Origin of the sequence: Paenibacillus sp. Soil750 (assembly GCF_001428045.1) — a bacterium.
GTDB lineage: Bacteria > Bacillota > Bacilli > Paenibacillales > NBRC-103111 > Paenibacillus_E > Paenibacillus_E allorhizoplanae.
The window spans coordinates 957,829-982,967 of the sequence record NZ_LMSD01000012.1; the positions used below are offsets into that span (position 1 = coordinate 957,829).

The window sequence follows — 25,139 nt, forward strand, 5'->3', positions numbered from 1 at the left end:
AATGACTTCTACTCGAGAGACTGCCCTTATTAATTGCTGACTTATTTAATAATCTTAAGTAACCTCTTCGCTGTACCGTTCTGCGTTTCAATGATCTCGTATACATGAATCGTAAACGGATATGTGAATTGATCTGTTGAGAAATTCGATACATCCATCATTTGAACACCACTCACTAATTTGTTAGGACCTGCAAAAGAAGCATCCTTAGCACCAACGAGACGTCCTGCTGGATCAATAATTTCAAATCTTAATTTGGAGAAGTTATTGTCGACAACGACATTCTCTTGTTGTGTTATGCTTAAATCCATTCTTAATTTATACGTGTATGTCAACTGTGCAGTCGTTTGCATGCTAGTTGAGATATCGTTTATTTTCAAATCAAACGGATACAAGGAAAGTGGTGCATCCGCTTCTTCCTTCTGGACATCCGTTTGCAACGCAGCAATCGTCGTCGTATATGGTGCTGCAGCCTGTGCATCTAATATTTTCAAAGCAAAGCTTTCACTATCTTCGGATTGTGGAACAATATATGAATAGCTGACCACATAGCTCAATCCAGGATTCAACATAGTCGTAACATTCGTTTGACGAACACCTTGGTATGAGGCACCTAGCTTACTTGTTAACTCCGTCAAAAATGCTGGTGTTGCTACTGGCGTTGTGCTTGTGTTCGTTAATTTGAACTTCGCTACAGCTGTCTTATAGCCCTCACCTGGATTCTCATGCAAATGCAGCTCCATTAAGGATACTTCCGTCGACTTATCAATCACTTTGGCTTGTGCATTGAAAGTGATCGGTTTACCGATCGTATACGCGGCTGTTGTTGCATTAGCCCCATCTACTGGCCAGTTGATAGCCAACTTAGCAGTTGCCAATTCCGAAGGCTGACCTCCGTCTTTCGGGACAAACGTATCTGTCGATAGCACGACGATATTCGTTAACGTCACACCGCTTTCCACTGGGATCGCGTAGTGGATATAGGTCGTTTCTCCTGCTGCCAAGACAACTGGCGCCACTTCTGTACGTTTTCCTTCATAATTCTTCGACTCCGATTGTGCATCAACACGGAAAGCGGGTACCGTTTCACGACCTGCTCCCGGATTGTTTACAAGGACAGTCACCACGGCAACACGACCTGTCGCTGTGTTCTGTAAGGAAGATTCCACCGTCTTATACGTTAAACCTGAATTCACGCCAGAAATCGTGAACTCTTGTCCCCACCCCGCACTAGCGATGCTTTCAAGCGCTGCACTGCCCGTACCACCATACCATACTTGATTGGTTGGCATTGAAAGCAGCGTAGTCTCAACCTTCGGATAAGCATACAAATCAACATTCACGAACGAAAGGCTTTCAATTTTACCGATTTCCTTCGAATCAATGGCTGCGAAATAAACAAGCTCTGCAATTTCCTTCGGTTGCAGGGAAGCTTTATTACTTGCACTTGGTTTCAGCGTGTAAGAGATCCCGCTCGATGTTTGCACGCGAAGCTCATGCTCTGGAACGCGGTTTTGTGTTGTGCCCCCATTGTACAAGCGAACCGTCACAGCAAGCTGTGACCCCGTCGCTGTCGGTGTTTCTCCGACACTTTTAATAGCAGCGCGAATATCTTTCGTTAAACCATAATTCACAGTTGGTGCGACAACGGTTGGCGTGGAAGGCTCCGCAGCCCATGCTGCGGTACCTCCTTGAACGATCATTGCTCCCAGCATAATGGCTGTTAGACTGGATTTCCATGGTCTTTTTTTCATCTATAACGTCTCCCTTAATATGAATTTCAATGATGCTATTTGGCAGCTGGTGATGCCGTCGGTTGTGTGGATGCTGCTGGGCTTGCTACCTTTTGACCGTCTTTCAATGTGTTCTGTCCAGTGACGACCAGTTGCTCGCCTTCTTTCACACCTTCCAGTACTTCTTGGAACTCGCCGTTAATGCGTCCAAGTTTCACTTTCCGTTTCGTATATTGGTCACCCTGTTGAACGAATACGAAGGTATCTGATTCTTCACGAATGATACTAAGTGTAGGCACGACAGCAACGTTCTCCTCAGTCTCCGTTGTCAATTGGACGAGATAGCGTCCACCAGGCTGAATCGTACGATCCGGATTCGGAATTTCCAATTCCAGCGTATAGGTTTTGGATGCAGCACTCATGATTGGCGCTAAGTAACTAATCTTAGCTGTCCCTTTCTTATCAGGCGTATTCGGGTTATAGTACACGAGCTCCTTCTTGTTTTTCACAAGCAGGTAGTTCGTTTCAGCTAGCTCTGTTTTAATTTTGATCGGATCGATCTGCTGAACTTGACCAACCTTTCCTGCTGCTGCAGATGCTGTTTGACCAACCACAACATTGAAATCTGTCAGAATACCGCTTCCAGGAGCTTTCACTTCATAATTATCCAAAGAGCGAGTAGCATCCTCTAATGTTAGACGTGCGGATTCAGCTTGTGTTTCAATGCTGGAGATAGAATCCGTATTATCGAAAGCGGATAGCTTACTTTGCGCAGCATCTAAACTCATTTGAGCATTATCCAAAGCTTGTTTAACTTGATCTACTTGGCGCTGAACCGCACTACCTGCTTCAAAATCATTTCTGATTTTGTTGTAATCTTGCTGCGCGTTATTCAAAGCAGTTTGTGTACGAGCTACGTTATCGGCCAAATCTTTCCGTGTATTCACTTTATTATCTCTAGCTTGCTGCAAGGAATCAGCTGCACTCTTCACTTGAAGCTCACTCTTCCGTTTAGCAGATAAGGCATCTTTATTATCAATAACGAAAAGGACATCGCCTTTCGTCACATATTCGCCTCGCTTCTTCAAAACTTCTGTAACTTCACCATTCGCTTTCGCCATCACATCGAGCGTTGTTCCAGCTACAACATCTGCCACCTGTTCAATCGGATTACTTATTTTCTGAAGCTTGATCGCTTCCGTTTTGACCGCTTTAGGCGTTAACTGTACGGTTGCCGCATCCTTAGCCCCTGGTGCCGAGCAGGCTGTTGCCAACACCGTCGCTGCAGTTAATAGCGTGATGACCCCCATCCAGCGATATTTGCTATGCCCTCTTCGTGAACCTTCGTTAATCATCGATGTGCCTCCTTATACCTCTAACGAACTCGTTGTCATTTTTTCTTTGCCTTTTTTCCGGTTAAACATGTTGCTAATGCGGTTTTTCATACTTTCAATCAACTCGTAAATAATAGGTACAACGACTAGCGTCAAGAGTGTCGAAGTAATCAATCCACCAATAACAACAACCCCAAGACCTTTACCGATCAATCCGCCTTCTGCTGAGATCCCGAGTGCTAATGGCACTAACGCCATAATAGTTGCCCCGGCTGTCATGATGATAGGACGAAGTCTGATTTTCCCTGCTTCAATAAGCGCATGACGAACGGTATATCCCTCTTCGCGCAACTGTTGTGCACGGTCGATCAATACGATCGCATTCGTAACAACGATACCAATCAACATGAGGAATCCGATCATGGAAGTTACGGTTAATGGTTCATTTGCAATGACGAGTCCTAAAAGGCCTCCAATAACAGCTAGAGGAAGTGAGAACAGAATCGCAAATGGTGCACTTGCATTCCCGAACGCCAATACCATGATCAAGTAAACCACGAATACCGCAGCAGCCATAGCCACAAATAACTGAGTAAAGCTCTCGTTAACATCTTCGGATACGCCAGTAATTTGCGGTGTAACACCTTCCGGAAGCTCTAGCTCTTTCAAAGCCGTACTTAGCTTCGCACTTACTGCAGTTTTATTGTCTGAATTAATTTTGGCAGAAACTTTCACGAGCTGCGCCTGATTCTCTCTTGCAAGCGAAGCAGCGCCTTTCGTTTCATTGATTTTGGCAACTTCCTTCAATAGAATGGTTGAGCCGTTCTGAGCCGTTAACGGAATATTTCCCAACTTCTCAAGAGAATCTTTGTCTGTTTTTTCCAATGAAACCGTTGTTGTATACACAATATTATCGAATTTCATATCGCCTAGATTTTGCTTTTGAATCCATGTACGTGCTGAATCTCTTACGGAAGCTGCGCTTAAACCATAGGCTCTAGCTTTCTTCTGGTCAACAGCAATTTCGATTTCTGTTTTGGCATCGCTCAAATTATCTTCAACTTCGGCAAGCTCAGGGAAAGTGTTTAATTTCTCTTTTACCATTCTCGCTGCTTTCTCTAGTTGAAGCTGATCATCACCTTGGAGTGTGTAGGCGAAGTCTGTACTTGATACGCCGAAATCACCTTCCATCGATTTAGGTTCAACTTCAGAACCATTCGGAAGCTCCGATAAAATATAAGCTGTCGTTTGATCCTTCACTTGTTCAGGATCCACATTGTCATTCACTTCAAGGAAAATTTGCGATGCATATGGGGTTTGCTCATCATCATTACCAGCGTAACCAACAAGTGCTTCAACAAATTTAAATACGGGCTCGCCTTTTGAATCCTTCAGGTCTAACAAGACCGTTTCGATTTCTTTCGTTTTGCTATCTGTCGCATCAAACGACGTTGAATACGGCAATTTTAATTGGAAGTACATGATATGTGACGCGCCTGACGCCGGTAAAAAGGCAACTGATAAGAACGGAATCGTTCCAGCCATCGTCCCAATCAGCATAACTAAAGCGACTAGCAGCGTTTTAATTTTATTTTTCAAGCTCCATGTAAGCACTTTTTCATAAAACATCGATAACTTCGTTGGCGCAGATTCATCATGCTGCACTTTACCTGGTTTGCTGCGCAACACAAGTAATTTCGAAAGCATTGGAATAACCGTTAGAGCTACGATTAAGGATGAAAGAAGTGCACAAGCAATCGTTAATGCGAAAGGTCGGAAGAAACCTCCTACAACCCCAGTGACCAAAGCAAGTGGAGCAAATACCCCTACAGTAGCTAAGGTAGACGACGTAATCGCCATCGAAACTTGTTTCGTTGCCAAAGCAATAACGGATTCTTTACGTTCCTGCGCTTTTTCCAAGGAAGCATAAATATTTTCAATAACAACAATCGAGTCATCGACAACCCGTCCAACTGCGATAAATATACCACCAAGTGTCATCGTATTGAGCGTAAGGTCTAACGTCGACATTAATAATAAGGTGATCAAAATGGAAAGCGGAATCGAGACGAGAACGATGAGTGTCATACGTACATTCCGTAAGAATACTAGAATCATTAAGGAGGCAAGAACTGCTCCTACAATCCCTTCACGGACAAGTCCGGAGATAGATTCCTTAATTTGATCGGCACTATCGAAGGTGCTTTTGAACGTAATATTCGGTAAAGTTGTTTTCCACTCTGTAATGTTCTTCTCAATTTCATCGGAGAACTCAACCGCATTTGCGCTGCCAGCTTTGTATAAAATCATCCCAATTGCTGGTTTGCCATCTAATCGTCCATTGAAGTCGGATTCGCTAATGGCTTTTACTTTAGATACTTGATCCAGGGTAACAATGGCGCCAGTTGGTGTTGTAATTTCTACTTTTTGTAGATCATACAAACTGGCTAAGTTGCCAGTTACTCGGGTCATTTTGCTATTCCCATCGATTTCAACAGAACCGATCGGTGTTTTCGTCGCCGCGGTATTTATCGCATTACTCACCATGCCTGGTGACAAACCGTACACATCTAAGGCCGCTGCATCTAGTTCAATATCGAGTGAGGTATCTCTAGCCCCGATAATGTCCATATGGTCGATCCCTTTAATACCTTCAAGACCTGGTTTAATCGTATCTTTGAACGTTTTATCAAGCTCTGTTTGGCTGACTCCCTCGTTCGCATAAGCAACTAAATAGTTGGATGGGAAGGATGCTGCACCGAAAGTAGATGCTTTAGGCGCACCTGCCGTTGCCGGTAAGGAAACCGTGGAGAGGGCATCCTGTACAGCTAGCTTCTTTTTGTCAACATCGACATTCTGCTTGAACAAAATAATAACCATGGAGAAATTATCACTGGAAGTGGACTGGATCGAATCTAGATCTTCCAGATTCGCCAACTTCTTCTCGATGGGTACCGTAATTTCATCCATAACGTCTTTAGGTGCGCCCGTGTAGGTCGTTGTAACGGCCACAACAGGGAAGGAAACGTTCGGCATGTTCTCTTCCTTGAGCTGTGTTGCTGAATACAAGCCGCCTACAAAAAGCATGATCATGATGATGAATAACGCGGAAACGTTTTTCATCGAAAACTGTGTGAGTCGATTCATTCCTGTACTCCCCTCAACTAATGATTGTGAGATAAAGAATACAGGTTCAATATGAACTCAATATGAACAAAACAAAAAAACTTGGTGAACAATCCCAAGTTTCTTGTTCAACTCTTTTTAGTTGGTGAGTGCGTTGTCGGTAACACGATAAGAAATAACGTTCCTTTGCCTACTTCACTTTGCACCTCAATCGATCCATCGTGCATATCGATGATCTTCCTCACAATAGCAAGTCCAAGACCACTGCCGCTATCACGCTGCCTGGCTTGATCCACCTTATAGAAACGATCAAAAATACGACCTTGTTCGTCGATTGGAATACCGATCCCATTATCTTGTATCCATATTTGAACCCGGTCACGCAGTGGAACAAGCTTGATATAAATATGTCCACCCGTAGCTGTGAATTTGATCGCATTACCAATCACATTCATCCACACTTGACTTAGTTGGTCGCTATCTGCAAAGATTTTCACACGAGGCAGAGCCAGGTCCATATCTAACTCTTTCATTGACCATTGAGGTTCATAGAAAACAACAATGCGACGTAATTGCTCGTCCAAATCATAGATCGTAGGATGAAACGGATGATGCTCGGATTCCAACGAAGCCAGCTTCAGTAAATTTTCGCTTAGTCGAGACAGGCGGTCACTCTCGCGTTCAATAATCTCCAAATACTTGATCCGATCGTTTTCAGCGATATCCGACTCTCTTAATGCTTTGGAAAAACCGCGAATTGAGGTCAATGGCGATTGAATCTCATGTGACACGTTTGAAACAAAATCCTGACGCATCTGTTCCAACTGCTTTAGCTCTCCAGCCATATGGTTGAAGCTCTCTGCGAGTTTGCCTAATTCGTCCTTATTATTCACACTCACATTGACGTTAAAATTACCTCGTGCCAGCTTCTCTGTCGCTAGGGTCAGCTTCTTCAAAGGATTCACCAGGTAGCGCGAAGCGAAGAGAATAAGTATGCTCCCCACAAGGAGGACAATGGCAAGAACAGATACAATCAATGTCTGGAGTTGTCTTCGTGCTGCATCTGTGATGTTCGTATGTATGAATAACGCGTAGCTCTCATCACCAACGATCAGCGGCACACCGACTTTAATGCCGTTAATCCCGCTAAAGGGAGCACTGAAATCCAAGCTTTTATAAATATGACCCTTCAACACGTCAGCAACCTCGGACGATTGGATACGCGGCCTTCCTTTTACATCAACAGGAGTCTGACCTAATGAAGCGCCGCTGGAATCAAATAGAGTGAACAAATAATTCTCGTTCAGTCGATTGCTCCCTGCTACAAAGGAATACAGGTTCTTAGGCTGCACTTCATTGCTTAACGTGACAATTTGACGTCCAACGGCTAACATCTCGGATTGAAATTGCGTCGAAATCATATTGGTAAAAAAGTACATGGCCAAAGGAAAAGCGACAAGCACACTCGCTACTACAATCGCTAAAAAGGTTAAAACCACGCGCAAATAAAGCGATTTGATCATACCTTCACCTCAAGCCTATACCCTAATCCCCGTATCGTTGTAATTTGAAATCCTTCCTGGTAATGCTCAAAGCGTTCTCGCAAACGTTTAATGTGCACATCCACCGTGCGTTCATCGCCTTCATAATCCATTCCCCAAATTTGCTCAATCAGCTGGGTACGCGTAAAGATTTGTCCCGCATGACTTGCGAACTTATAGAGAAGCTCAAATTCTTTCAATGGCAATGTAAACCGCTGGTCTTGATAACGTACTTCATACGTTGTTCGATCGATAGTTACCCCACCAATGAGAATAACTTGAGAAGAATGAATCCGATATCGCTTTAATAGCGCTTTGACTCTCATGACTAACTCTACGGGATCAAAAGGCTTTACTAAGTAATCATCGGTACCGAGCTGGAAGCCCTTCACTTTATGGACCGATTCACTCTTCGCAGTCACCATCAATAACGGAAGTTCTGGGTAATGCGATCGCAATTCACGACACAGCTCCCAACCATCCATCAAGGGCATCATGACATCTAGCACGACTAAGTCAGCAGGAACGGATTCCATAAGACTTAGCGCCTCTTGCCCATTGCTGGCTTGCACAACCGTCAGGCCTTCCCCTGCCAAATAAACGCGAATCAACTCTCGGATATCAGCATCATCATCAACAACCATAATACGAGTCATGCAGGCACCGCCTTTCTCCAACCATGCAGCTACGGTAAATAAGCGATCGGATCCTTAGAGCCCGCTTCTTCAAAGCCTTTCAAACGCAAACGACAGCTGTCACATTCGCCACAAGCTTCTGCTTTGCCATTGTAACAAGATGTTGTCAGCTCATAAGGAACACCGATTTTCAAACCTTCTTCTACGATCTTCGCTTTCGTCCAGGAAATCAGAGGTGTTTCAATCGTAATTCCCTTACCTTCGACTCCAACCTTTGTAGCTAATGCGATAACTTCTTCTACTTTGTGGATGAATTCAGGTCGACAATCCGGGTAACCGCTGTAATCTAGCGCATTTACACCAATGTAGATCGCTTGAGAGCCTGTTACTTCTGCGTAAGAGGTTGCAATGGAAAGAAATAAAAGATTGCGTCCAGGTACATAAGTTACAGGGATTTCTTCAACTTCTGTCCCCTCCATCACATTCGGAACATCTATCGAATCATCCGTGAGTGCACTGCCTCCGAAATCACGCAGGAAATCCAACTTGATAATTTTGTGACGCGCTGCAACCCCGTAATGCTCAGCAACTTGCTTGGCATTCTCGATTTCAATCTTATGACGCTGTCCATAGTCAAAAGAAATCGGAAACAAGTCATAGCCCGCTTCCTTCGCTATTCCCATACATGTCGTACTATCTAAACCGCCGCTGAGAATAATGACGGCTCTTTTTGTATTTTCACTCATCGTAAGCACCTCTTTCATATAAGTAGAAAATGGCACTGTACACATGGTGTACAATGCCTGCTGGCTAGACGCCTCGCATCGCTGGGTCCCAAATAATCTTATGCAACTGCATATTGAGCTTCACCTTCGATAACCCTTCAGCTAGCATCAGATCTACCAGCTTACGCGGCGGCATCGTTTCCCACACGGGACTGAACATCGGCAGCGCCTTCGTCGGATACTCCTTAAGTACGTTGACAGCTGTACGGAAGTCGAGATCGCTTCCAATGACGAACTTCAACTCATCTTGCTCGCGCAGCAGCTCGAAATTACTGTAAATCATCTGATCCATTTCTCCAGAATCCGGCAGCTTGAAGTCCATCACGTAACGCACCTTCGGTGATGCTACGTGTGAGATAAATGGCGCTAGGTCAATCGCACCGTTCGTCTCGATGTGCAGGTCGTCGACCTGCTCTAGCTCGGCGAGCGCCTCGATCAACGCGAGTGATTTGTTGCCGTACAAGAGCGGCTCGCCGCCTGTCAGGCAAATATGCCGGGATCGGAACGTCTCGACCTTGCTGATAATCTCAGCAATGGTCATGACGTTCTCGGCTTCCGCCGGCGGATAGCTGTACGTGGTGTCACACCATGTGCAGCGCAGGTTGCAACCAAAAAGACGGACGAAGATGGTTGGGAACCCCGCACGGGTTCCCTCCCCTTCAACCGTCTCGAAGATCTCGACCATGGGAATGCGGATATCTCGCATTACAGATCCTCCTCCATCATCGAGCGAGTGATGGCTGCATAGCTAGTCGGCGTTTCCCATAGGCGAATCTCGTCCAAAGAAATGGCTGGATACAGCTTCTCATCAAGCAATGCTTGATGAATTTCTTCATAAATCCAAACCACCATATTCTCAGCCGTCGTGTTCATCGGCGGCAATACGTCGTTCAGATAGCGATGATCTAATCGATCTATCACACGTTCTTTCGTAATTCTTTTGATATCTCCAAAATCAATTGCGATCCCTCGGCTATCCACTTTTCCCCGCATAATCACTTGCAGTTTATAAGTATGGCCGTGTAGACTTTTACATTTTCCCTCATAACAATGCAGATGATGCGCACTGTCAAACGTAAATTCTTTGGAAATCAAAACGGATTTATGGTGATATTTCAATTGGTTCTCTTGGATGTCACGCCCCAACTCTTGCACATTTCTTGGGATTTCATAGCTCATTATTTATCACCTCATATTTTCAAAAAAAACAGTACTCTATATTATATCATAAATAGACTGAATGTCACCTTACTAGGATGGCATGGAAGAATTTCGCTCCTTCTTTTGCATCCAATCTAAGTGTCCGCGGATCTCTTGCATGCGTACATTCTCATCACGCAAGTCAGCTTCAATTAAAGCAGTCAGCTGCTCAATCTGGCGCGCAACAGAATCAGGAAGTTCCACTTCTTCAAGTGATTTCACAATATAAAGCAAGCATTGCAGGGTTTCGTCCATAAGGCTCTTCTTTTTCCCCGTCAATACGACCTCACTCAAAAAAACAAGGTGATTCAACTCTTTTTGCGTTAATTTCAAGAGGAACAACCCCTTTCTTTTTCCATTATCCAACATTTTACGACAACGGGAAAGACTCTCTTGACAATCACAACTATAACATTTATGATTACAGTAAATTGTTACAAAGTTGTTTACAGTTCCTCGATCGACTACCAACGACTTACAGGCATGATTTTCGATGGTTGAACAACACTATATAGAACTTATACTATCCTTGGAGGGATCCGTAATGAGCACACAAGTACAAAATGAAGTTTTGAAAGTAATCGAAGACCGTCATTCCGTTAAGCAATACCAAGTTGGACACACAATACCTAAAGAAGATCTTGAACAAATTCTAACTTCCGCTTCCTTGGCTCCATCATCTTGGAACCTTCAACATTGGAAACTTCTTGTTATCGACGACCAAGCACAGAAAGAGAAATTGCTTCCAATCGCTTACGGTCAAAAGCAAATCGTTGAAAGCTCCGTAGTTATCGCCGTTCTTGGTGATCTTGAAGCTAACAAAAATGCGCAAGCTGTTTTCGGTCCAGCTGTTGCTGGCGGGTTCCTTCCACAAGCTGTGATGGATACGCTAGTTGCTCAAATCGAAGGTGCTTACCAATATCCGCAAGTTGCTCGCGATGAAGCGATTCGTAACGGTTCTTTGGCAGCAATGAACTTGATGCTTGCAGCAAAAGCACTTGGCTATGACACTTGCCCAATGGGTGGTTATGATGCTGGTAAATTCGTAGAAGCCTTTAACGTTCCTGCTCGTTATGTACCTGTTATGTTGATCAGCGTTGGATTGGCATCTACTCCAGCACGTTCGGCTGGTCGCTTTTCATTAGATCAAATCACCGTTTCTAACTCTTTCTAATATAAGTTAATGTAGTAAAAGGCATGCCTCTCATGTTAGGATGAGAGATCATGCCTTTTTTGCGCGTTTGGATTAGTGAAATTGTTCGGTTTCAAACATAATTTCGTCGATTAGCTTATTCCGGTAGAGCATAGATAAATTGAAGGTTTCGTATTCTTTCTCTTTATCTAACTCATCTAACAGCAGTGTGGCAATTAACTCTCGATCATCCGAATCTCCGGGCTCACGAAAATCAATAAATCCTGTTAGTTGCCGCGAGCTGATATCCACCGTTGCGGTTCCGATTGGTAATCCACCATAGGATTGTTGATAGATCTCATAAGATAACGTATCCAAATCATCTCTAACCAAAACGATGGAATAGTCATCTCTTGTTGGTATCCATATATCATCTTCAGATTGAATGTCATCCACCAAATCCAGCATATCAATATGCGTTAATTCCACCGTATCTACGGTCTCTCCATTAAAGATCATATGGAACACGAACGAATCTGTTTGCTCTTCATTGAAATCTGCCACCATGAGTTCAGTGACAATATCCATCTCTTCATCAAACGGATCGAATTTCCACGAAATATCCCCGATTACTTCCGAACCATAGATATGCAGGATGGCTTCCGCGATTAACTCGGCATCCTTATCATACACGTGATATTCGACACTACTCCTGTTTTCGTTAACAATGACAAGTTCATATCCCTGTTCTTTCTTTCGTTCCTCAAGCATTTCCAGCTGTTCCGAAGACAGTTCCGACTCCTGATCATCCAAGCTAATATCTTCCCTGAGCCATGAGTAATCCAACCCATCATCATGCAGGAGATCTACACTCGAAATATAATCCTCTTGATACGTTGACGGCTCAACAGCATGCTCCGTCACTATGACAAAATCATAATCACTATAACTAACCGTAACCTCGCACTGGGCGATTCCAAGCGCATCAATCACATCCTGAATATAGGACTGAGCAAAATCATAGACCGCTTGCTTATTCACAATCGTGATGGATTGTTGCTCCAGATGAATCGCGCCTTTAAGACGATCCGATTCCCTGTAGACTAGCGTTAACGTACCGACAAACTCCCCATTGTACATAATATCGCAGACTTCGCCGCCTGCTGTTTTCAGGTCGGGTCTTAGCATAATATCGGCCACGACTTCGTCGCCTCCTCTACAGATCTTGTGTCATTCTTCTGTAGCATGCCCATTATCGACCAAAATATGAGTAATCAGGATATTCGTCTATACACTTCAGCCCCCACTTACATATCTTATCTTATAACACTCACCACGAAAGGGGGGAATGTCCATGTCAGCAGTAGGAACTTCATCAGCTGCAATTCTAGTACTTTTTATCCTTCTTGTTATCATAACTAGCGCATTCGTTATTTAATCATTAAGCTAAAAGCAAAAAGACGATCATCAGCCCACTGAGGCATGGTGATCGTCTTTATTTTTGGTGTTGCTGGTCGACTTGATTAAGCCGTTGCCGCTCTGTTTCAATGGCATTTAATTTAGCTGATAATATCTCTGTTGCACCTGGTTTATCCTTGAGCCGGGAGAAAATCTGCTTTGCCCTCGCAAGCTTTCCCGAACGCATCGCTAACTCGCCAAGCGACGTCGCGGCCTTCCACTCGCCAATGTGATAATCAGCGCTAACGCTTCCGCGGTAGTTAGGCAGACTGGACAACGACTGCTTAATACTCGTTTCTGCTAATCTCAGCAGTTCATCTGCTTGTCTCATTCTCACTTGTGCGAGCAAATAATGCACATCAGGGAAATCAGGTGAATGCGCCAATGCTTTGTGGCAATAGGCTTCCGCTTCTGCGTAATTTTTGCGCTGCATCATGATTTGTATGAGAAGTCGGTAGATCTCAGGCATCCGCCCGAATAAAGGTGTTTGTAAACCTAAGTGCTCGGCTTCAAGGAGGGATGTTACAGCTTGCTCTTCTAGCCCGATTCCCAGCGATTCCCGACCGTAAAATAACCAGTGACCTGGATTCTCAGGCTCTTCTTCGATCATAAGCTTAAGCAAACGAAGGTTCCGTTCTAGCTTGCCCTTGCTTTGAATAACAGCTGGATCATACCCGTTATGATCTAGTCGGATTTTAACAGCTCTTCGGTACGTATCGAGCTGATAGACCCCTTTGTCCGTAGCAATTTGCTCATGGATGCGACCATAGTACCGAAGCCCCCGTTGTGCTGGAAACATCCGCACTTGCGAGAAATCATGTTGAACGGTTCCGTTTATTCGATTCAAATGCCAGACATGTAAGGCTGGGGTGATGTTCGAATGGTCGTACACACTCGCAACCTCGCGAATGGCACCGACATCCTCCGGAATCAAAACCTCATCGGCATCGATCCAGATAACCCAATCTGTCGTCACATGTTGAAGACCTATGTTACGCGCGGCGCCGAAGTTATCTTCCCACACGATAGGGACAACCTTTACCTTCGGATACTGCATAGCTATCTTGCGTGTATCATCCGTCGACGAATCCACTAGCAGAATTTCATCGACAGCTCCTTGCAGAGCCACGATACACTTCGCAATATTTGCAGCTTCATTATGTGATAAAATTGCCGCGGTCACCGTGACCTTGGGAACATATAAGAGATCCTCGATGTCTGGTCGCGACGCGCTTTGGGGAATCTTCTGCATCGCCTTATAGATGTGATTCACCCACTTGGCTTGTGGATCCAGCAGCCAAGCACGGTCGAAGACCCGCTTCGCTGCGCCAGCTTGTTGTTGCAGGAGCAGCGTTTCACCGAGCAGTACCCAAAGCTGAGCTTCCAAGGGTTTATAGCGAATGGCTTGGAAGAGCTCCGCTTCGGCTTCTCGGGGTTTGTTGGATTGGATGAGGGTGATGATGTGGTTAATTTCGGACGTCATTGTTTTTTGAAAGGAACGTAGAATACACTCGCCCCATTGAATGGATCAAATCTCAATATGTCACTGGTTCCAGATACTGCACTTGAACTATAGGTTGCAATATATGAACCTGAGTCAAATCCAAAAACTATATTTTCAGGTGTAGTCATAGTTACATACTCATTCTCAGTGAAGGTATTCCAAAACTCATAATTGTACTGATTGTCTGGATATAAACGGCTTAGCTGAATCGCGGGATTCCCCGCTAAATTTGGTGTCTGCTGCGCTGATGCTAATCTAAAATTAAAGTCATCCAGGTAAAGATGATTAGGATTTGAGTCGTGTGCATACACTTTCATTTTCGTCGTCCAATCATTTGCCCCATATCCCGCATCAAACTTCAGATAATGATTTTGATATACGGATGCTGTAACTGTACCAGTCGCGTAATTTTGAAGATCTGAATTACTAATCGTAATGGAGGAATCATTAAATCCTCTTGCACTTTGATAATCCAAAATGAAACTACTTTTACCTACACCTTGAATCGATTGATATAGATTGATAGATTCGGGGAACGGGTCCTTATCCGTGCGTTCAATATCAACTTTAAGTACAGTTTTGGGTTGGTTGGGATGTGAAATATCATTCGCACGAATTTCCTTGATTCTTGCTGGATATTCATTCGAATATCCTAATGTTTTCCAAGAAAACACATTAGCCTGATTAAGATCAATAGCTCTACTTACAAAATCCGAAGAGGATACCTGAAATTCTGCATATAATTCAAAGTGCATTAAATTCTCGTCTGTATCATAGAAAATTTCATTTAAGTCAATCATAGCATCATTAGATAAAAATAAAACTGGATTGTTAGATGACTGAACATGTGCAGCAAGTACACTATTGCTTTTAACCTGTGGAGGCGTATTCACTGCTGCAACTTGAAAAGGGATCTTCACCTTAGTGAATCCGCCTCTGTGATCGGTAATTGTAACTTTCAAATCGAAGTCACCAGGTTCTTGTGGGATTATATCCTCCCATTCAGAACATTCACAGTAGTTACCTATTTCAAAGTTAGGATTATTTTCTTCTGAATAAATGAAATCGAGCGAATCTTCGTTCGAATCTCTTAAGTAAGAATTAATTCGATTTTCAATGTCCACACTACGAATTGATTCACCTACAACCCCTTTAATCTTGAAATCAAAAGGTCTGATTTGTTGTGGAGCAGAATTGCCATTATTGTATGTAATAGAATCAAAACTAGCAATATTAGTTGGACTAATATTTTCAAGAAAATCCGTGACTTGATCTTGAGTATACGTCGATTGATTCATTAAAGGTATAACATTCGAAATATCGATTTTATAATCATCAGGATCCTCTGAATTCTCAACGACAATGACTTTAAACGAATCCGTAATCGTTGTATATTCTTCTCCTTCGTACCTTTCACCTGTGACTGTAAACGTAGCAGCACCCACATGATCGGCCTTAATTTCATAAATTCCATCATAATAATTTTTTGTAAAGGCTCCCGAAACAGGGTGGTCCTCACTTTGCTCTTCTTCAAATGTAATATCTACTTCTAAATAACTAGCATTATATAGTGCATTTAAATCAATATATTTCATGCCGTTCTTAGGAATAACAATTGTTTGTATTTTTTCAACTGTTGTTGGTACTGGGTCTTGCTTTGCATAACTAACTTCAACCGGAACCATGATCATTGGAGCAGCCAAAGCTGTAACACCTGCTATTGTTCCGATCAATTTCTCTCTTCTCCTAGAGCCTTTCGTTTTCCCCATCACTCACACCACCATCATCTATTAGTCTTTCTCTCATTCTATCATACGAAATTTGCACTAAAAACCCCTCAAACGACAAAAAACCTCAAAATACGAGGTTTTTGACCGATTTCTATTTAAAAACAGTACTTTCGTATGGCTTCATGTACACCTTCATTATTATTAGAAGATGTCACGGCATCAGCTGCCTCTTTCACATCATTTGGTGAATTCTCAACGGCAATCCCCAAACCAGCAAAACTCATCATTTCCAGATCATTATAGTAGTTGCCAATCGCCATAATTTCAGGGGCTTCTATCTCTAAAGTAGCTGCCAAGGCCTTCAATGCATTCCCCTTATTGGCCGTCGGATTCATCACATCAATGAACAAATCTCCACTGCGAATCATCCTCAAATTCCCATAGAGCTTCTGCTCCTCCCACTCCAATTGAACACGATCCAACACATCCGGTTGAGCAAAAAGCGTAAATTTAACGATCGGCACCCCGAGCTCTGAAACAGAAGTAACAAGTTTAGGATTAATGAGAAACTTCTGGTACATCATCTTCTCATATTCACCGACTCGTTCGATATACATATTAAATGCTGTACACACATCGAAGTGAATCCCTTCTCGGCGTGCATAAGCCAACATACTTTCGATTTCACTAATTTCAAAAGAAAACTCATTCACCAACGACTGTCCTCGCTCATCGGCATGAACGGTTACCGCTCCATTATGCGTGATCATCGTTCCTTCCAAGCCTAATTGCTCTAGGATCGGCAACGTACTTACCGGCGCTCTCCCCGTACAAAGAACAATATGGCAGCCTTGATCATGAATCTCCTGTATAGTTTCAATCGTTTGGTCCGTTAATTCGTGATGATCGTTAAGCAGTGTCCCATCTACATCTAGTGCGATTAATCGATAGTTCAAGGTATTCTCTCCTCGCTCTTTTCTTATCGACTAATTGTACCATAGGTGCAAAATCAGTTCACCGTTTTTACAATAACAACAACGACTTCTCAAGATCTACTCTTCGTTATTGCACCCGATGAACACCAACCGATTGCTGAGCATTCCCAATGATTTCGATAGGAATATCTTCCTTTTTCACAACACCATTACTGTACCTAATCTGAAAATGAATCGTTTGTGCGCCTAGGGGTAATCCCTCCGTTAGAGATTGGAATTGGCTATCAAATAATTCACCACTAAACATGGTAGTATCAATGGACTGTGGTTTCAACTTTTCAGAAACATATAAGGTATGACCATCCAAACTAATCGTATCGATCCAAGCGATGACCTCATCAACCGAGGTAGCTGCGCTCTGACTTTTCACAACAAATATCTCGCCAGAATAAAATTGTTTTGGATTTTCTTGTGTTTGGTGCCCTTTCTGATTATGCAAAATCAACCAATTGTCCGTGTAAGTCACAACAGTTCTTATGGTCAAAGGCAACGCGGTGATCATTTTGACTACCGTTGTAGTAAGATACCCATCCGTAGCGGTGAGTGTAACTAGGTAATTTCCAGGATCAGTGAACTTTTGCGTAAAATTAATACTTGTAAAAGTCTTAGTAACCCCATCTGGCCCCTGAAGGGTCCATAAGTAAGAGAGCACATCGCCATCAGGATCTGTCGAAGTATTGGTACTCCGCACCTCATCCCCTTCCCAGACCGGCTTAGGATGCCAATCGAAATCAGCTACTGGGGGTCTATTGATGTACAACCAAGTTTGTGGTGAATAGTCTGACCAGATAACGCCGTCAAATACCCTAACACGAACTCTTAATTTTTGACCAGCCGGTAGATCGGCATTTACTGTCCAGCTACCGGATGTTGAAGATGTGCCTTGATAATACTGACCTGAATCTACAATTATTGTATCGTTAGCTTCATTCGTGATTTGAACTTGAAAATACGTAAATGTTGTACCTGGATCCGGGTCTACTTGACTCCATTTCAGCGTTGGCCGCAATTTACTAAATCTGGTTGGCGAAGCTTGTGTGCCATTGGGATCCAACATGGTTGCTGTTGGTGGACGGTTTGTAATAAGCCACCCTATATTCGACCATGCCGACCAAGCAATTCCATCGAAAACCCTTACTTGAACTTGGTACTTTTGTCCTTGCGCTAGTAATTGTGTTGTTATCCATTCTTGTGTAGTTGCAGAAGTTCCTTGTGGTTTGATACCACTGTCAACGACGACATTTCCAACCTCATCTTTTAGTACTACTTGAAAAGCAGCAAAGGTTGTTCCAGCATCCGGATCGGTTTGATTCCATGTAATTGTAGGTTGCCGTGTATTCACATAACTAGGACTTGTTTGTGTACCATTTGGGAATGTAAGTACGGCTGCAGGCGGTTGATTTGGCAACGGAATCGTAATATGAATTGTTTGTTCTACCCAATCGGACCATGCTCCGTATTCGTCGGCGACGGCAGCCCTGACGGTATAGAGACCTGTTTCAGTAGGACGCGTAAGCTTTCCTAATTGGGTTACGCCACTTGGCGTTGTATAGCTGTATCTGTTATTAAAAATACCTCTTGTGCTCTGATAATTTTTCCCCGTCACTTCAGTTGAATAGTTTGCCATGCTTAGCCATCGATCCGGGTCGTAACCTGTTTCTGTCCATTGAATCGTATGATCTGGATTCTCAGCAATCGTGAATTGTTCTATTGGCCTTCTGTGAACCAAGATTGAATGAGTTGTAGGGTCTGACATTTTCTGAAACATGGCAAAGATAGGTGATGGATATTTGAATCCAGCTGGCGCAGGGTCGTCGGGTTCTTGGAATTCAACCTTGAATACGCCTACCTTCGAAATACTAGGGCTTGGTGTTTGAATAACAACGCCATTATAGCTGTTAGTTCCTATAGGATCGGAAGCACCATCCCCAGCATTAAGAAATTTATAAGGTTCCATATTAGTAAATTTCCATTTCGCTAGATTGGGAATAGCAGGATCGTTCTCAGGATCAAAATAACTTGTATTATACGTAATTGGCATATTAACAATGGCTTGATTGGCAACTGCCGTATCACCACTCTCGTAAATCATAGCATTGAAACCTTGAAGCTCTACATACGGGGATTCCGAGTAAAGGCCATAAGATCCTGCAACTGCGAATGTATCGTCATAAACATCGATGATTGGAATTCCAGCTGCGTAGACAATAATGTGATTAGCCCTTACCTTGGCTTTGATCTCTGTGTATACCCCAAGCTTGGAATTATAAGTTTTACTCATAATAGTAGATGAAATACCATTAACAATTTTGGTCAGCTTGATAAGATTCGGTGTCATTTCTACTCTGTACATGTTTTTATTATTTTGCACTCTAAATCCGATGCCTGCTGTGACGCTATCGCTATACGTATTAAAATTAAATTTGGTTTTGATGTTAATATCGCCGTTATAAAAACTAGCATCATTATTGGAGAGGAAACCGTAACTACTATTTCCAGTTGTGTTGTTTACATCTGTTTTCACAGATAATATCCATTCTTGCCTATTCTGACTACCTCCGTAATCTGAAATTCCTTGATACACAACTTTTATTGTGCCATCTTCTGTCAAGTTAATGCTTTTTATACCATATGACTGACTTCCATTTCCTGAATCGGAGAAATTCGTAAAAGCCAATCCTGTTGGTATATCCACTTCTTTGACACCTGTAGTCATATCGTAGGACAATATGTTCGTTTCACCGTTACCTATAATCAATTTTCCGTCTGAGGATATTGTAGCTTTTGGAATAGGACTTCTATATGCAATGTCGCCATCATCTGGCCAATATTGAATTAAATATCCGTATGTTTTCACTCGATCTATCGTCGTCGTTTGTTCCGTTCCTAGATCGTAGAACATCAAATCCCAAAAGCCATTCTTACCAACAGTGGTGTAATAACCGCTCTCAACCGTCTGTTTGATATAAGCGATTCGATTATTAAAAACACCTAAGTAGTAAATCAAATTATTGTGAGGATCGGAAGGATTCCCACCACCTACTAGATCTAACGCAACAGCACCCGTATTTGAATTTAAAACTACTCTTACAGCACCATATTTAATAACCATCCTAGACTCATTATCGGAGAAGTAATCTATGCTGATACCTGTCCGATTATATGCCCAAGAAGCTAGGGTAGGCGTATATTCCCACATGACAACGCCACCGCTGTTATACTTTACTAGGCTACACGAATGTGCGTAATTGTCATAAGTTCCGTAGTCGCACTTATTCTTGTAGACATTGCCACTCGAGTCCTTATTGAAAGGTGAGCTAAACTGAGTGGTTCCGCGAGGAACCATATAACCGTCCCAATCATACCAGTAATCCACCGAGTCCATGAGCCCCCCTGCATTTGTAATAGTAGGATTCGGGCCAATAAACATGGTTGGATATGTAGTTGGTTCTGGTGGTGGACAAGTAGGAGAATCAGACCACGCAGATCCACATGTTAACGTTTTGGTACCCGTATATGCGGGAGCTACCAATTGGTTGGTATCGTTCTTCGTAAAATTCAAGATGTCAGAAATTCTGGTTACAATCTCATGATAAGTACTATTTTGCCAGTATGAGTTATATCCACCCTGTCTTTGAAATATCATATCCGAATTATATTCCGTCTTGTTAGCATAATTGAGTTTTGGTATTACTGGCTCTCCCCAACCGCCATTGTTATTAATTTGTGGCGCGGCACTGTGTGTCGAACCATAGGGCATTTGAGGATTGTCTTCATTATAAAAGTAGATGGCATCGCCATTTTGCGCTGATTTCCAAAGATGTTTGGCAATTCTATTTTCTTTGTTAAAAGCAGCATAGTAACCATCTAATTTACCTGTATTACCACAATCATGACAATAACCCTTGTATGTGCTAAACCATTTTGTTATTACATTGGAACTAGTAATTGACTTATACGGCTCGTAATTTGTCATATTCTTCGTACTAATCGAGTTGTCGCCTGCATGATAATTATATAGTTTTGGTGCCGAAGTGCTTGTGTGGGAAGAGGCTGTCCATGTTGCCGAATTAACCAATGTATTAGCTGTTGGCGTAACGGACGTAATGTTAGATGGCTCAGGTTGAACCCCAAAAGCTGAGAAATCCACTTCTGGCATTTGGTTGACCACTTCGAATGGAAAATCTTTATCCGTTGATTTCTTTAGACCAAGACCTTCTTTTAGGTGAATGTGAATATTACAAGTCTTCGCCACTTGAGTTGGTGTGTATGTAAAGTTTCCATTACCATCAGGGGTGATATTAATTAATGTGTCGTCTGCTAACGAACCATTATTATTGTTGTCGCAAGCTAAAGTAACTGTGTGCTCCGAAATTGGATCACTATCAGGGCTGTAGGATTTGTCTTGGAAAGACATGGAAACATTTCGTATCCCAATATCGTTATAGTCTAATTTTGCCACAGGTGGCAAGTCTTCTAAGACGTTCAAATTAGATTGCGCTGTATTAAGGGACCGCAATCCTGCGCTATCTGTTACATCCAGTTGAATGTTGTAATCACCGAAAGCTGGATATATAGGCAGTTTAGTTCCGTGCCAGTCACAATTTGATATTGTCCTAGATTTATACGGACTGTAACTATTAGTACAGCTAATATCTGGTGTAAATGATCTGCCTTCGACTACTTTTGGCGGTAATGTAATGATAGGGACTGGATTCGGAGGCACAACGCTCATGGTTGCCGAAGTTTGTGACTGATTACCACATTTATCCGTTGCGGTTACCTTGATACTATGTGTACCAAGAACATTTGCATTGAAATTGTACGTCCATCCATTAGGTTCGTGATCCCATAAATCGTAATCGGTTCCCAGTTGTCGTACCCATGAACTCGAGCTCCCTGGGAAATCCCAGGTAAGAAAGTAAGGATCTCCATCAGGATCATAAGGTTCGTCATGATCTCCAGGAATCATAGCTGATTTTTGAATGACTCGCAGCCAAACACGTTCATCTACAGCAAACATACTCTCAGGTATAATGCTTCCACCATCGTAAGCTTGGAACCAACCAACACGTACGACCGGTGGGCTATTAGATCCTACACAAGATGCTGGTGAAATAACCTGGAATGTCTTTGGCACTGCATTCGCTTCCCCACCACACGTGGACGTGACTTTAAGTGAGACACTGACAGTTCCGATTGTCATCCAACCAGGGTCTGGTGGTAAGTCACCAACATTGAATGAAAAAGCGCCAGTATTTGAATAGACCTTTGAGTTTCCATTTTGTGAAACAGTATAGATAACATTTTGAATTGCACAACCATTACCACCAGTAACGGAAATGCCATCGGCTATAACACCGTTGTAACTCCCGAACTCAATTGAGGGTTTTTCGATTTTAAACTTGGCTGTAATTTCTTCCTTAGAAGGGGGGATGGAGCAGGTAGATTGGGGAGTGATGGTTATGGATTTGGTGTTGTCAGAGGTGTTCGATTCACCTGTTATAGGATCAATGATGATAGAGATTCCATAGGGGGAAGTTGATGTGAAGGATTTGGTGAAGGTGCCAGTCTTTTTCTCGCCTGCGTTTATACCTGTGTAGTTAAAGGTGTTAAGTACTATGCCGTCTATTAAGACTTTCACATTAAAGGAAGTTGTAATATCGGTACCACCTGTATTTGTGAAGGAGAAGTGGTAGTTTGTTGATTTGTTTACCTCAATGCATTGCCCTTCTTCATCAAGGATAACGTTTCCCAGATTAGGTGGGCCAGTTGCGGTTTCATAAGTGATTTTTATGTGGTCAGGGTATTTGTATGTTTTGGATTTTAGATTTACCTTGAAAGCAGCGTAGTAGACCATTACTTTTGCACCGGGAAGTCCGAGTTGCTTAGCATAGTCTGATTCATAGTTTAGATCTTGAGTATAAAATACTTCGAAGAGATCTGATGTTATGCCTTTTGTTTCAACATAATGAGTTTTAGCTGCAACAGTTACACCATCTGATACACCAGCAGGACCAGAAACACTTGTACTAATAACCTCTGCGTCAGCGGTAATATCCGAGGCATTTACTATACTTGAAGAAATCGATGTTGCAGTATCTTTAATAACATACCCTGAAGTTCGATCAGCTGTGAGTGAAAGGCCTGCGCCAGAACAATTTGGACTGACTGGCATTAAAGAGCCATTAACGTTCTCACTATAGTCTCTTCCTGAATGATCTGAACAGCCAAGAGCACCATCTTGATACCAATCCAGCGTTTTACCTGAAGTGCCAGGAGCATAGCGATACCATGCAAAATAACCCTTGGCAGACCTGTTATCATCAGAAACTACTTCAACAGATTTTCCATTAAATGAAATACCTGATGTACTCCAAATAGATAAACCAATGGCTGCTACAACATTATATACTGGCTGATCATCAAGAGAAAATGATATTTCTTTAATAACCTTTCCTGCTGGAGCTGTGATTGTAAAAGGATAAGTATTTGCCGATTTTGAATCACTATAAACCCCTTGATAACCAGCTTGCAAGTTTGTAGCGTAAGTCATACTTCTTATTTCATCATCAGCAGCAGCAGCTTTTGCAAAAGGCCAACTAAATTTTAAATAATCGATTGGTAAAATCTGAATTGCAAGTATTGCTATAAGACATATGCAAATATATTTTCCTTTTGGCGGCAATTAAGATCGCCTCCGATCCTAGTAGGTGTTATCTTTATTTTTTCGGAACTAAACTGTAGAATATTTTTTTGTCATAATCCTTTGCTGGCGGAATTGCGGGAGCGCTAATTGAGATGCCAGCATATGAACTCAACACACTTTTATCTTTTGAGATGATCATAGCGGGCATATCTCCTAATTTATCAATAAATAAATGAGTAGGAGTATTTAGTTCTCCATCTATCATCGCTTGGGGATCGCCATTTTTAAAACCATATAGACTATAAGTTGGCTGAGGGTTATTTTTATAGATTGATGGATCATTGTTGTAATCAACATGTCCTTTGAAAAATAGTACGTAACTATTCATATATCCATCTTTTACATATTTACTAGTTTTTACGGTCATACCGTTGTGCCACTTGATTTTACTTATATTACCGAGTAGATACAGGTTAGAATCATTAGGATCTTCCAGATCTATAGCAACAATCTGATCCATCGTTCCTTTGTAAAGTCCATCACCGGTTTCAAGAAGTAAGATTTTCCGGATTCCATTTCTCAATCTGTTCCCCTCCGAAAATATGAGGCATAACCGTAAATATATTAGTGTGTTTCAATTCCAGTTCAGCATTTCCAACGGCGTACTTATCAATTTCTAGCGTACCGCCATGATTCACTTTGAGAATACGCTCAATTATTGTTACTGATTGAGCTCGTGTAGTTGAGCTATTTGGCTCTAATGCCCCTTTTTCCAGTCCTTGAATTAATCCCGTTTTAGCAGAGTTATACATGACAGAATCATTATCTATTTGAATTGCTTTGTTCTGTAAAGTCACATCAGTAGCCCGCAATGAAATACGCGACATTTCCAAACGCGTAATCGGATCTTTTAATTTATCTATCGAGAAATCCGATTCTCTAAGAATTCCTTTGTTTATAGCAGCTGTTACATAAGGAGAAGACCAATCCGACCCTGATGATACACTTTTTACAGGCTCCTTTATCGCCGTTATAACCATTTTGATAAACTCAGCAAGGGAAACATTATTTTCAGGCTTAAATGTGGAGTCCTCATATCCGTCAACATAACCTTTTTTCGCAGCGCCTTCTATTGCAGTCATAGCCCAGTGATCTGAAACGTCCTTTAATTTTATCGCAGTGACCGGGCTCGGAGTTGGTAATAGTGAATCAGCGGCTGAGGTTGAGGATTGACAAGCAGTGAATAAAAATACAGTTGAAAGTAGAATGAATGTTTTTTTCAAATAGATCTCCCCTGTCTGTAATAACCCAATTATT

The 25,139-nt window shown here is 42.4% G+C and carries 18 protein-coding genes; 2 read left to right on the forward strand and 16 right to left on the reverse strand.

What is annotated here, in order from left to right; genetic code table 11:
- Positions 1 to 41 precede the first annotated feature (41 nt).
- From ASL11_RS16040 to ASL11_RS16080, 9 genes are all read right to left on the reverse strand, one after another.
- Positions 42 to 1,754 carry a hypothetical protein gene (locus ASL11_RS16040; protein ID WP_056616162.1) on the reverse strand — a complete coding sequence of 571 codons (1,713 nt, stop codon included), beginning with the start codon at positions 1,752 to 1,754 and terminating at the stop codon, positions 42 to 44.
- Positions 1,755 to 1,789: 35 nt separating this feature from the next.
- Positions 1,790 to 3,088 (reverse strand): efflux RND transporter periplasmic adaptor subunit, encoded by a 1,299-nt coding sequence (locus ASL11_RS16045; RefSeq protein ID WP_056616164.1) that lies wholly within the window; start codon positions 3,086 to 3,088, stop codon positions 1,790 to 1,792.
- Positions 3,089 to 3,100: 12 nt separating this feature from the next.
- Entirely contained in the window at positions 3,101 to 6,214 is a 3,114-nt protein-coding gene (locus ASL11_RS16050) for an efflux RND transporter permease subunit (protein ID WP_056616168.1), read from the reverse strand.
- Between the two features lie 107 nt (positions 6,215 to 6,321).
- Entirely contained in the window at positions 6,322 to 7,716 is a 1,395-nt protein-coding gene (locus ASL11_RS16055) for a sensor histidine kinase (protein ID WP_056616171.1), read from the reverse strand.
- Positions 7,713 to 8,390: a response regulator transcription factor gene (locus tag ASL11_RS16060; protein ID WP_056616174.1), complete on the reverse strand. Its 678-nt coding sequence runs from the start codon at positions 8,388 to 8,390 to the stop codon at positions 7,713 to 7,715. The genes ASL11_RS16055 and ASL11_RS16060 overlap by 4 nt, the downstream gene beginning before the upstream one ends.
- A gap of 29 nt (positions 8,391 to 8,419) precedes the next feature.
- A complete protein-coding gene (gene queC / locus ASL11_RS16065; RefSeq protein WP_056616177.1) occupies positions 8,420 to 9,115 on the reverse strand; it encodes a 7-cyano-7-deazaguanine synthase QueC in 696 nt (231 codons plus the stop codon).
- Positions 9,116 to 9,179: 64 nt separating this feature from the next.
- On the reverse strand, positions 9,180 to 9,860 hold the full coding sequence (locus ASL11_RS16070) for a 7-carboxy-7-deazaguanine synthase QueE (protein ID WP_056616180.1): 681 nt from the start codon (positions 9,858 to 9,860) through the stop codon (positions 9,180 to 9,182).
- Positions 9,860 to 10,333 (reverse strand): 6-carboxytetrahydropterin synthase QueD, encoded by a 474-nt coding sequence (queD, locus tag ASL11_RS16075; protein WP_056616183.1) that lies wholly within the window; start codon positions 10,331 to 10,333, stop codon positions 9,860 to 9,862. The genes ASL11_RS16070 and queD overlap by 1 nt, the downstream gene beginning before the upstream one ends.
- Before the next feature lie 72 nt (positions 10,334 to 10,405).
- Positions 10,406 to 10,687, reverse strand: a complete 282-nt coding sequence (locus ASL11_RS16080) for a hypothetical protein (RefSeq protein WP_056616186.1) — start codon at positions 10,685 to 10,687, stop codon at positions 10,406 to 10,408.
- A gap of 211 nt (positions 10,688 to 10,898) precedes the next feature.
- On the opposite strand from ASL11_RS16080, the gene ASL11_RS16085 reads away from it, so the two are divergent.
- A complete protein-coding gene (locus tag ASL11_RS16085; protein WP_056616188.1) occupies positions 10,899 to 11,528 on the forward strand; it encodes a nitroreductase family protein in 630 nt (209 codons plus the stop codon).
- Positions 11,529 to 11,600: 72 nt separating this feature from the next.
- On the opposite strand, the gene ASL11_RS16090 is transcribed toward ASL11_RS16085, so the two are convergent.
- Positions 11,601 to 12,686: a hypothetical protein gene (locus tag ASL11_RS16090; RefSeq protein ID WP_056616191.1), complete on the reverse strand. Its 1,086-nt coding sequence runs from the start codon at positions 12,684 to 12,686 to the stop codon at positions 11,601 to 11,603.
- Positions 12,687 to 12,840: 154 nt separating this feature from the next.
- Here ASL11_RS16090 and ASL11_RS36520 point away from each other — a divergent pair, with 154 nt between their 5' ends.
- Positions 12,841 to 12,924, forward strand: coding sequence for a YjcZ family sporulation protein (locus ASL11_RS36520; RefSeq protein WP_420794167.1), 84 nt, complete (start codon positions 12,841 to 12,843; stop codon positions 12,922 to 12,924).
- Positions 12,925 to 12,981: 57 nt separating this feature from the next.
- On the opposite strand, the gene ASL11_RS16095 is transcribed toward ASL11_RS36520, so the two are convergent.
- The 6 genes from ASL11_RS16095 to ASL11_RS16120 all read right to left on the reverse strand — a co-directional run bounded on the left by ASL11_RS16095 (position 12,982) and on the right by ASL11_RS16120 (position 25,105).
- Positions 12,982 to 14,427, reverse strand: a complete 1,446-nt coding sequence (locus tag ASL11_RS16095) for a glycosyltransferase (RefSeq protein WP_056616194.1) — start codon at positions 14,425 to 14,427, stop codon at positions 12,982 to 12,984.
- Positions 14,424 to 16,217: a hypothetical protein gene (locus ASL11_RS16100; protein WP_056616196.1), complete on the reverse strand. Its 1,794-nt coding sequence runs from the start codon at positions 16,215 to 16,217 to the stop codon at positions 14,424 to 14,426. Before ASL11_RS16100 ends, ASL11_RS16095 begins: the two co-directional genes overlap by 4 nt.
- A gap of 116 nt (positions 16,218 to 16,333) precedes the next feature.
- Entirely contained in the window at positions 16,334 to 17,134 is an 801-nt protein-coding gene (locus ASL11_RS16105) for a Cof-type HAD-IIB family hydrolase (RefSeq protein ID WP_056616201.1), read from the reverse strand.
- Positions 17,135 to 17,240: 106 nt separating this feature from the next.
- Positions 17,241 to 23,861, reverse strand: coding sequence for a glycoside hydrolase family 78 protein (locus ASL11_RS16110; protein ID WP_056616204.1), 6,621 nt, complete (start codon positions 23,859 to 23,861; stop codon positions 17,241 to 17,243).
- Between the two features lie 34 nt (positions 23,862 to 23,895).
- Positions 23,896 to 24,405, reverse strand: a complete 510-nt coding sequence (locus tag ASL11_RS16115) for a hypothetical protein (protein WP_056616207.1) — start codon at positions 24,403 to 24,405, stop codon at positions 23,896 to 23,898.
- Positions 24,371 to 25,105, reverse strand: coding sequence for an S-layer homology domain-containing protein (locus tag ASL11_RS16120; RefSeq protein WP_056616210.1), 735 nt, complete (start codon positions 25,103 to 25,105; stop codon positions 24,371 to 24,373). Before ASL11_RS16120 ends, ASL11_RS16115 begins: the two co-directional genes overlap by 35 nt.
- Positions 25,106 to 25,139: the final 34 nt, after the last annotated feature.

Bases quoted from the DNA above. Each gene is read 5' to 3' on its own strand.
- ASL11_RS16040 (WP_056616162.1), bottom strand. From the start codon at position 1,754: ATGAAAAAAAGACCATGGAAATCCAGTCTAACAGCCATTATGCTGGGA.
- ASL11_RS16045 (WP_056616164.1), bottom strand. From the start codon at position 3,088: ATGATTAACGAAGGTTCACGAAGAGGGCATAGCAAATATCGCTGGATG.
- ASL11_RS16050 (WP_056616168.1), bottom strand. From the start codon at position 6,214: ATGAATCGACTCACACAGTTTTCGATGAAAAACGTTTCCGCGTTATTC.
- ASL11_RS16055 (WP_056616171.1), bottom strand. From the start codon at position 7,716: ATGATCAAATCGCTTTATTTGCGCGTGGTTTTAACCTTTTTAGCGATT.
- ASL11_RS16060 (WP_056616174.1), bottom strand. From the start codon at position 8,390: ATGACTCGTATTATGGTTGTTGATGATGATGCTGATATCCGAGAGTTG.
- queC (WP_056616177.1), bottom strand. From the start codon at position 9,115: ATGAGTGAAAATACAAAAAGAGCCGTCATTATTCTCAGCGGCGGTTTA.
- ASL11_RS16070 (WP_056616180.1), bottom strand. From the start codon at position 9,860: ATGCGAGATATCCGCATTCCCATGGTCGAGATCTTCGAGACGGTTGAA.
- queD (WP_056616183.1), bottom strand. From the start codon at position 10,333: ATGAGCTATGAAATCCCAAGAAATGTGCAAGAGTTGGGGCGTGACATC.
- ASL11_RS16085 (WP_056616188.1), top strand. From the start codon at position 10,899: ATGAGCACACAAGTACAAAATGAAGTTTTGAAAGTAATCGAAGACCGT.
- ASL11_RS36520 (WP_420794167.1), top strand. From the start codon at position 12,841: ATGTCAGCAGTAGGAACTTCATCAGCTGCAATTCTAGTACTTTTTATC.
- ASL11_RS16095 (WP_056616194.1), bottom strand. From the start codon at position 14,427: ATGACGTCCGAAATTAACCACATCATCACCCTCATCCAATCCAACAAA.
- ASL11_RS16100 (WP_056616196.1), bottom strand. From the start codon at position 16,217: ATGGGGAAAACGAAAGGCTCTAGGAGAAGAGAGAAATTGATCGGAACA.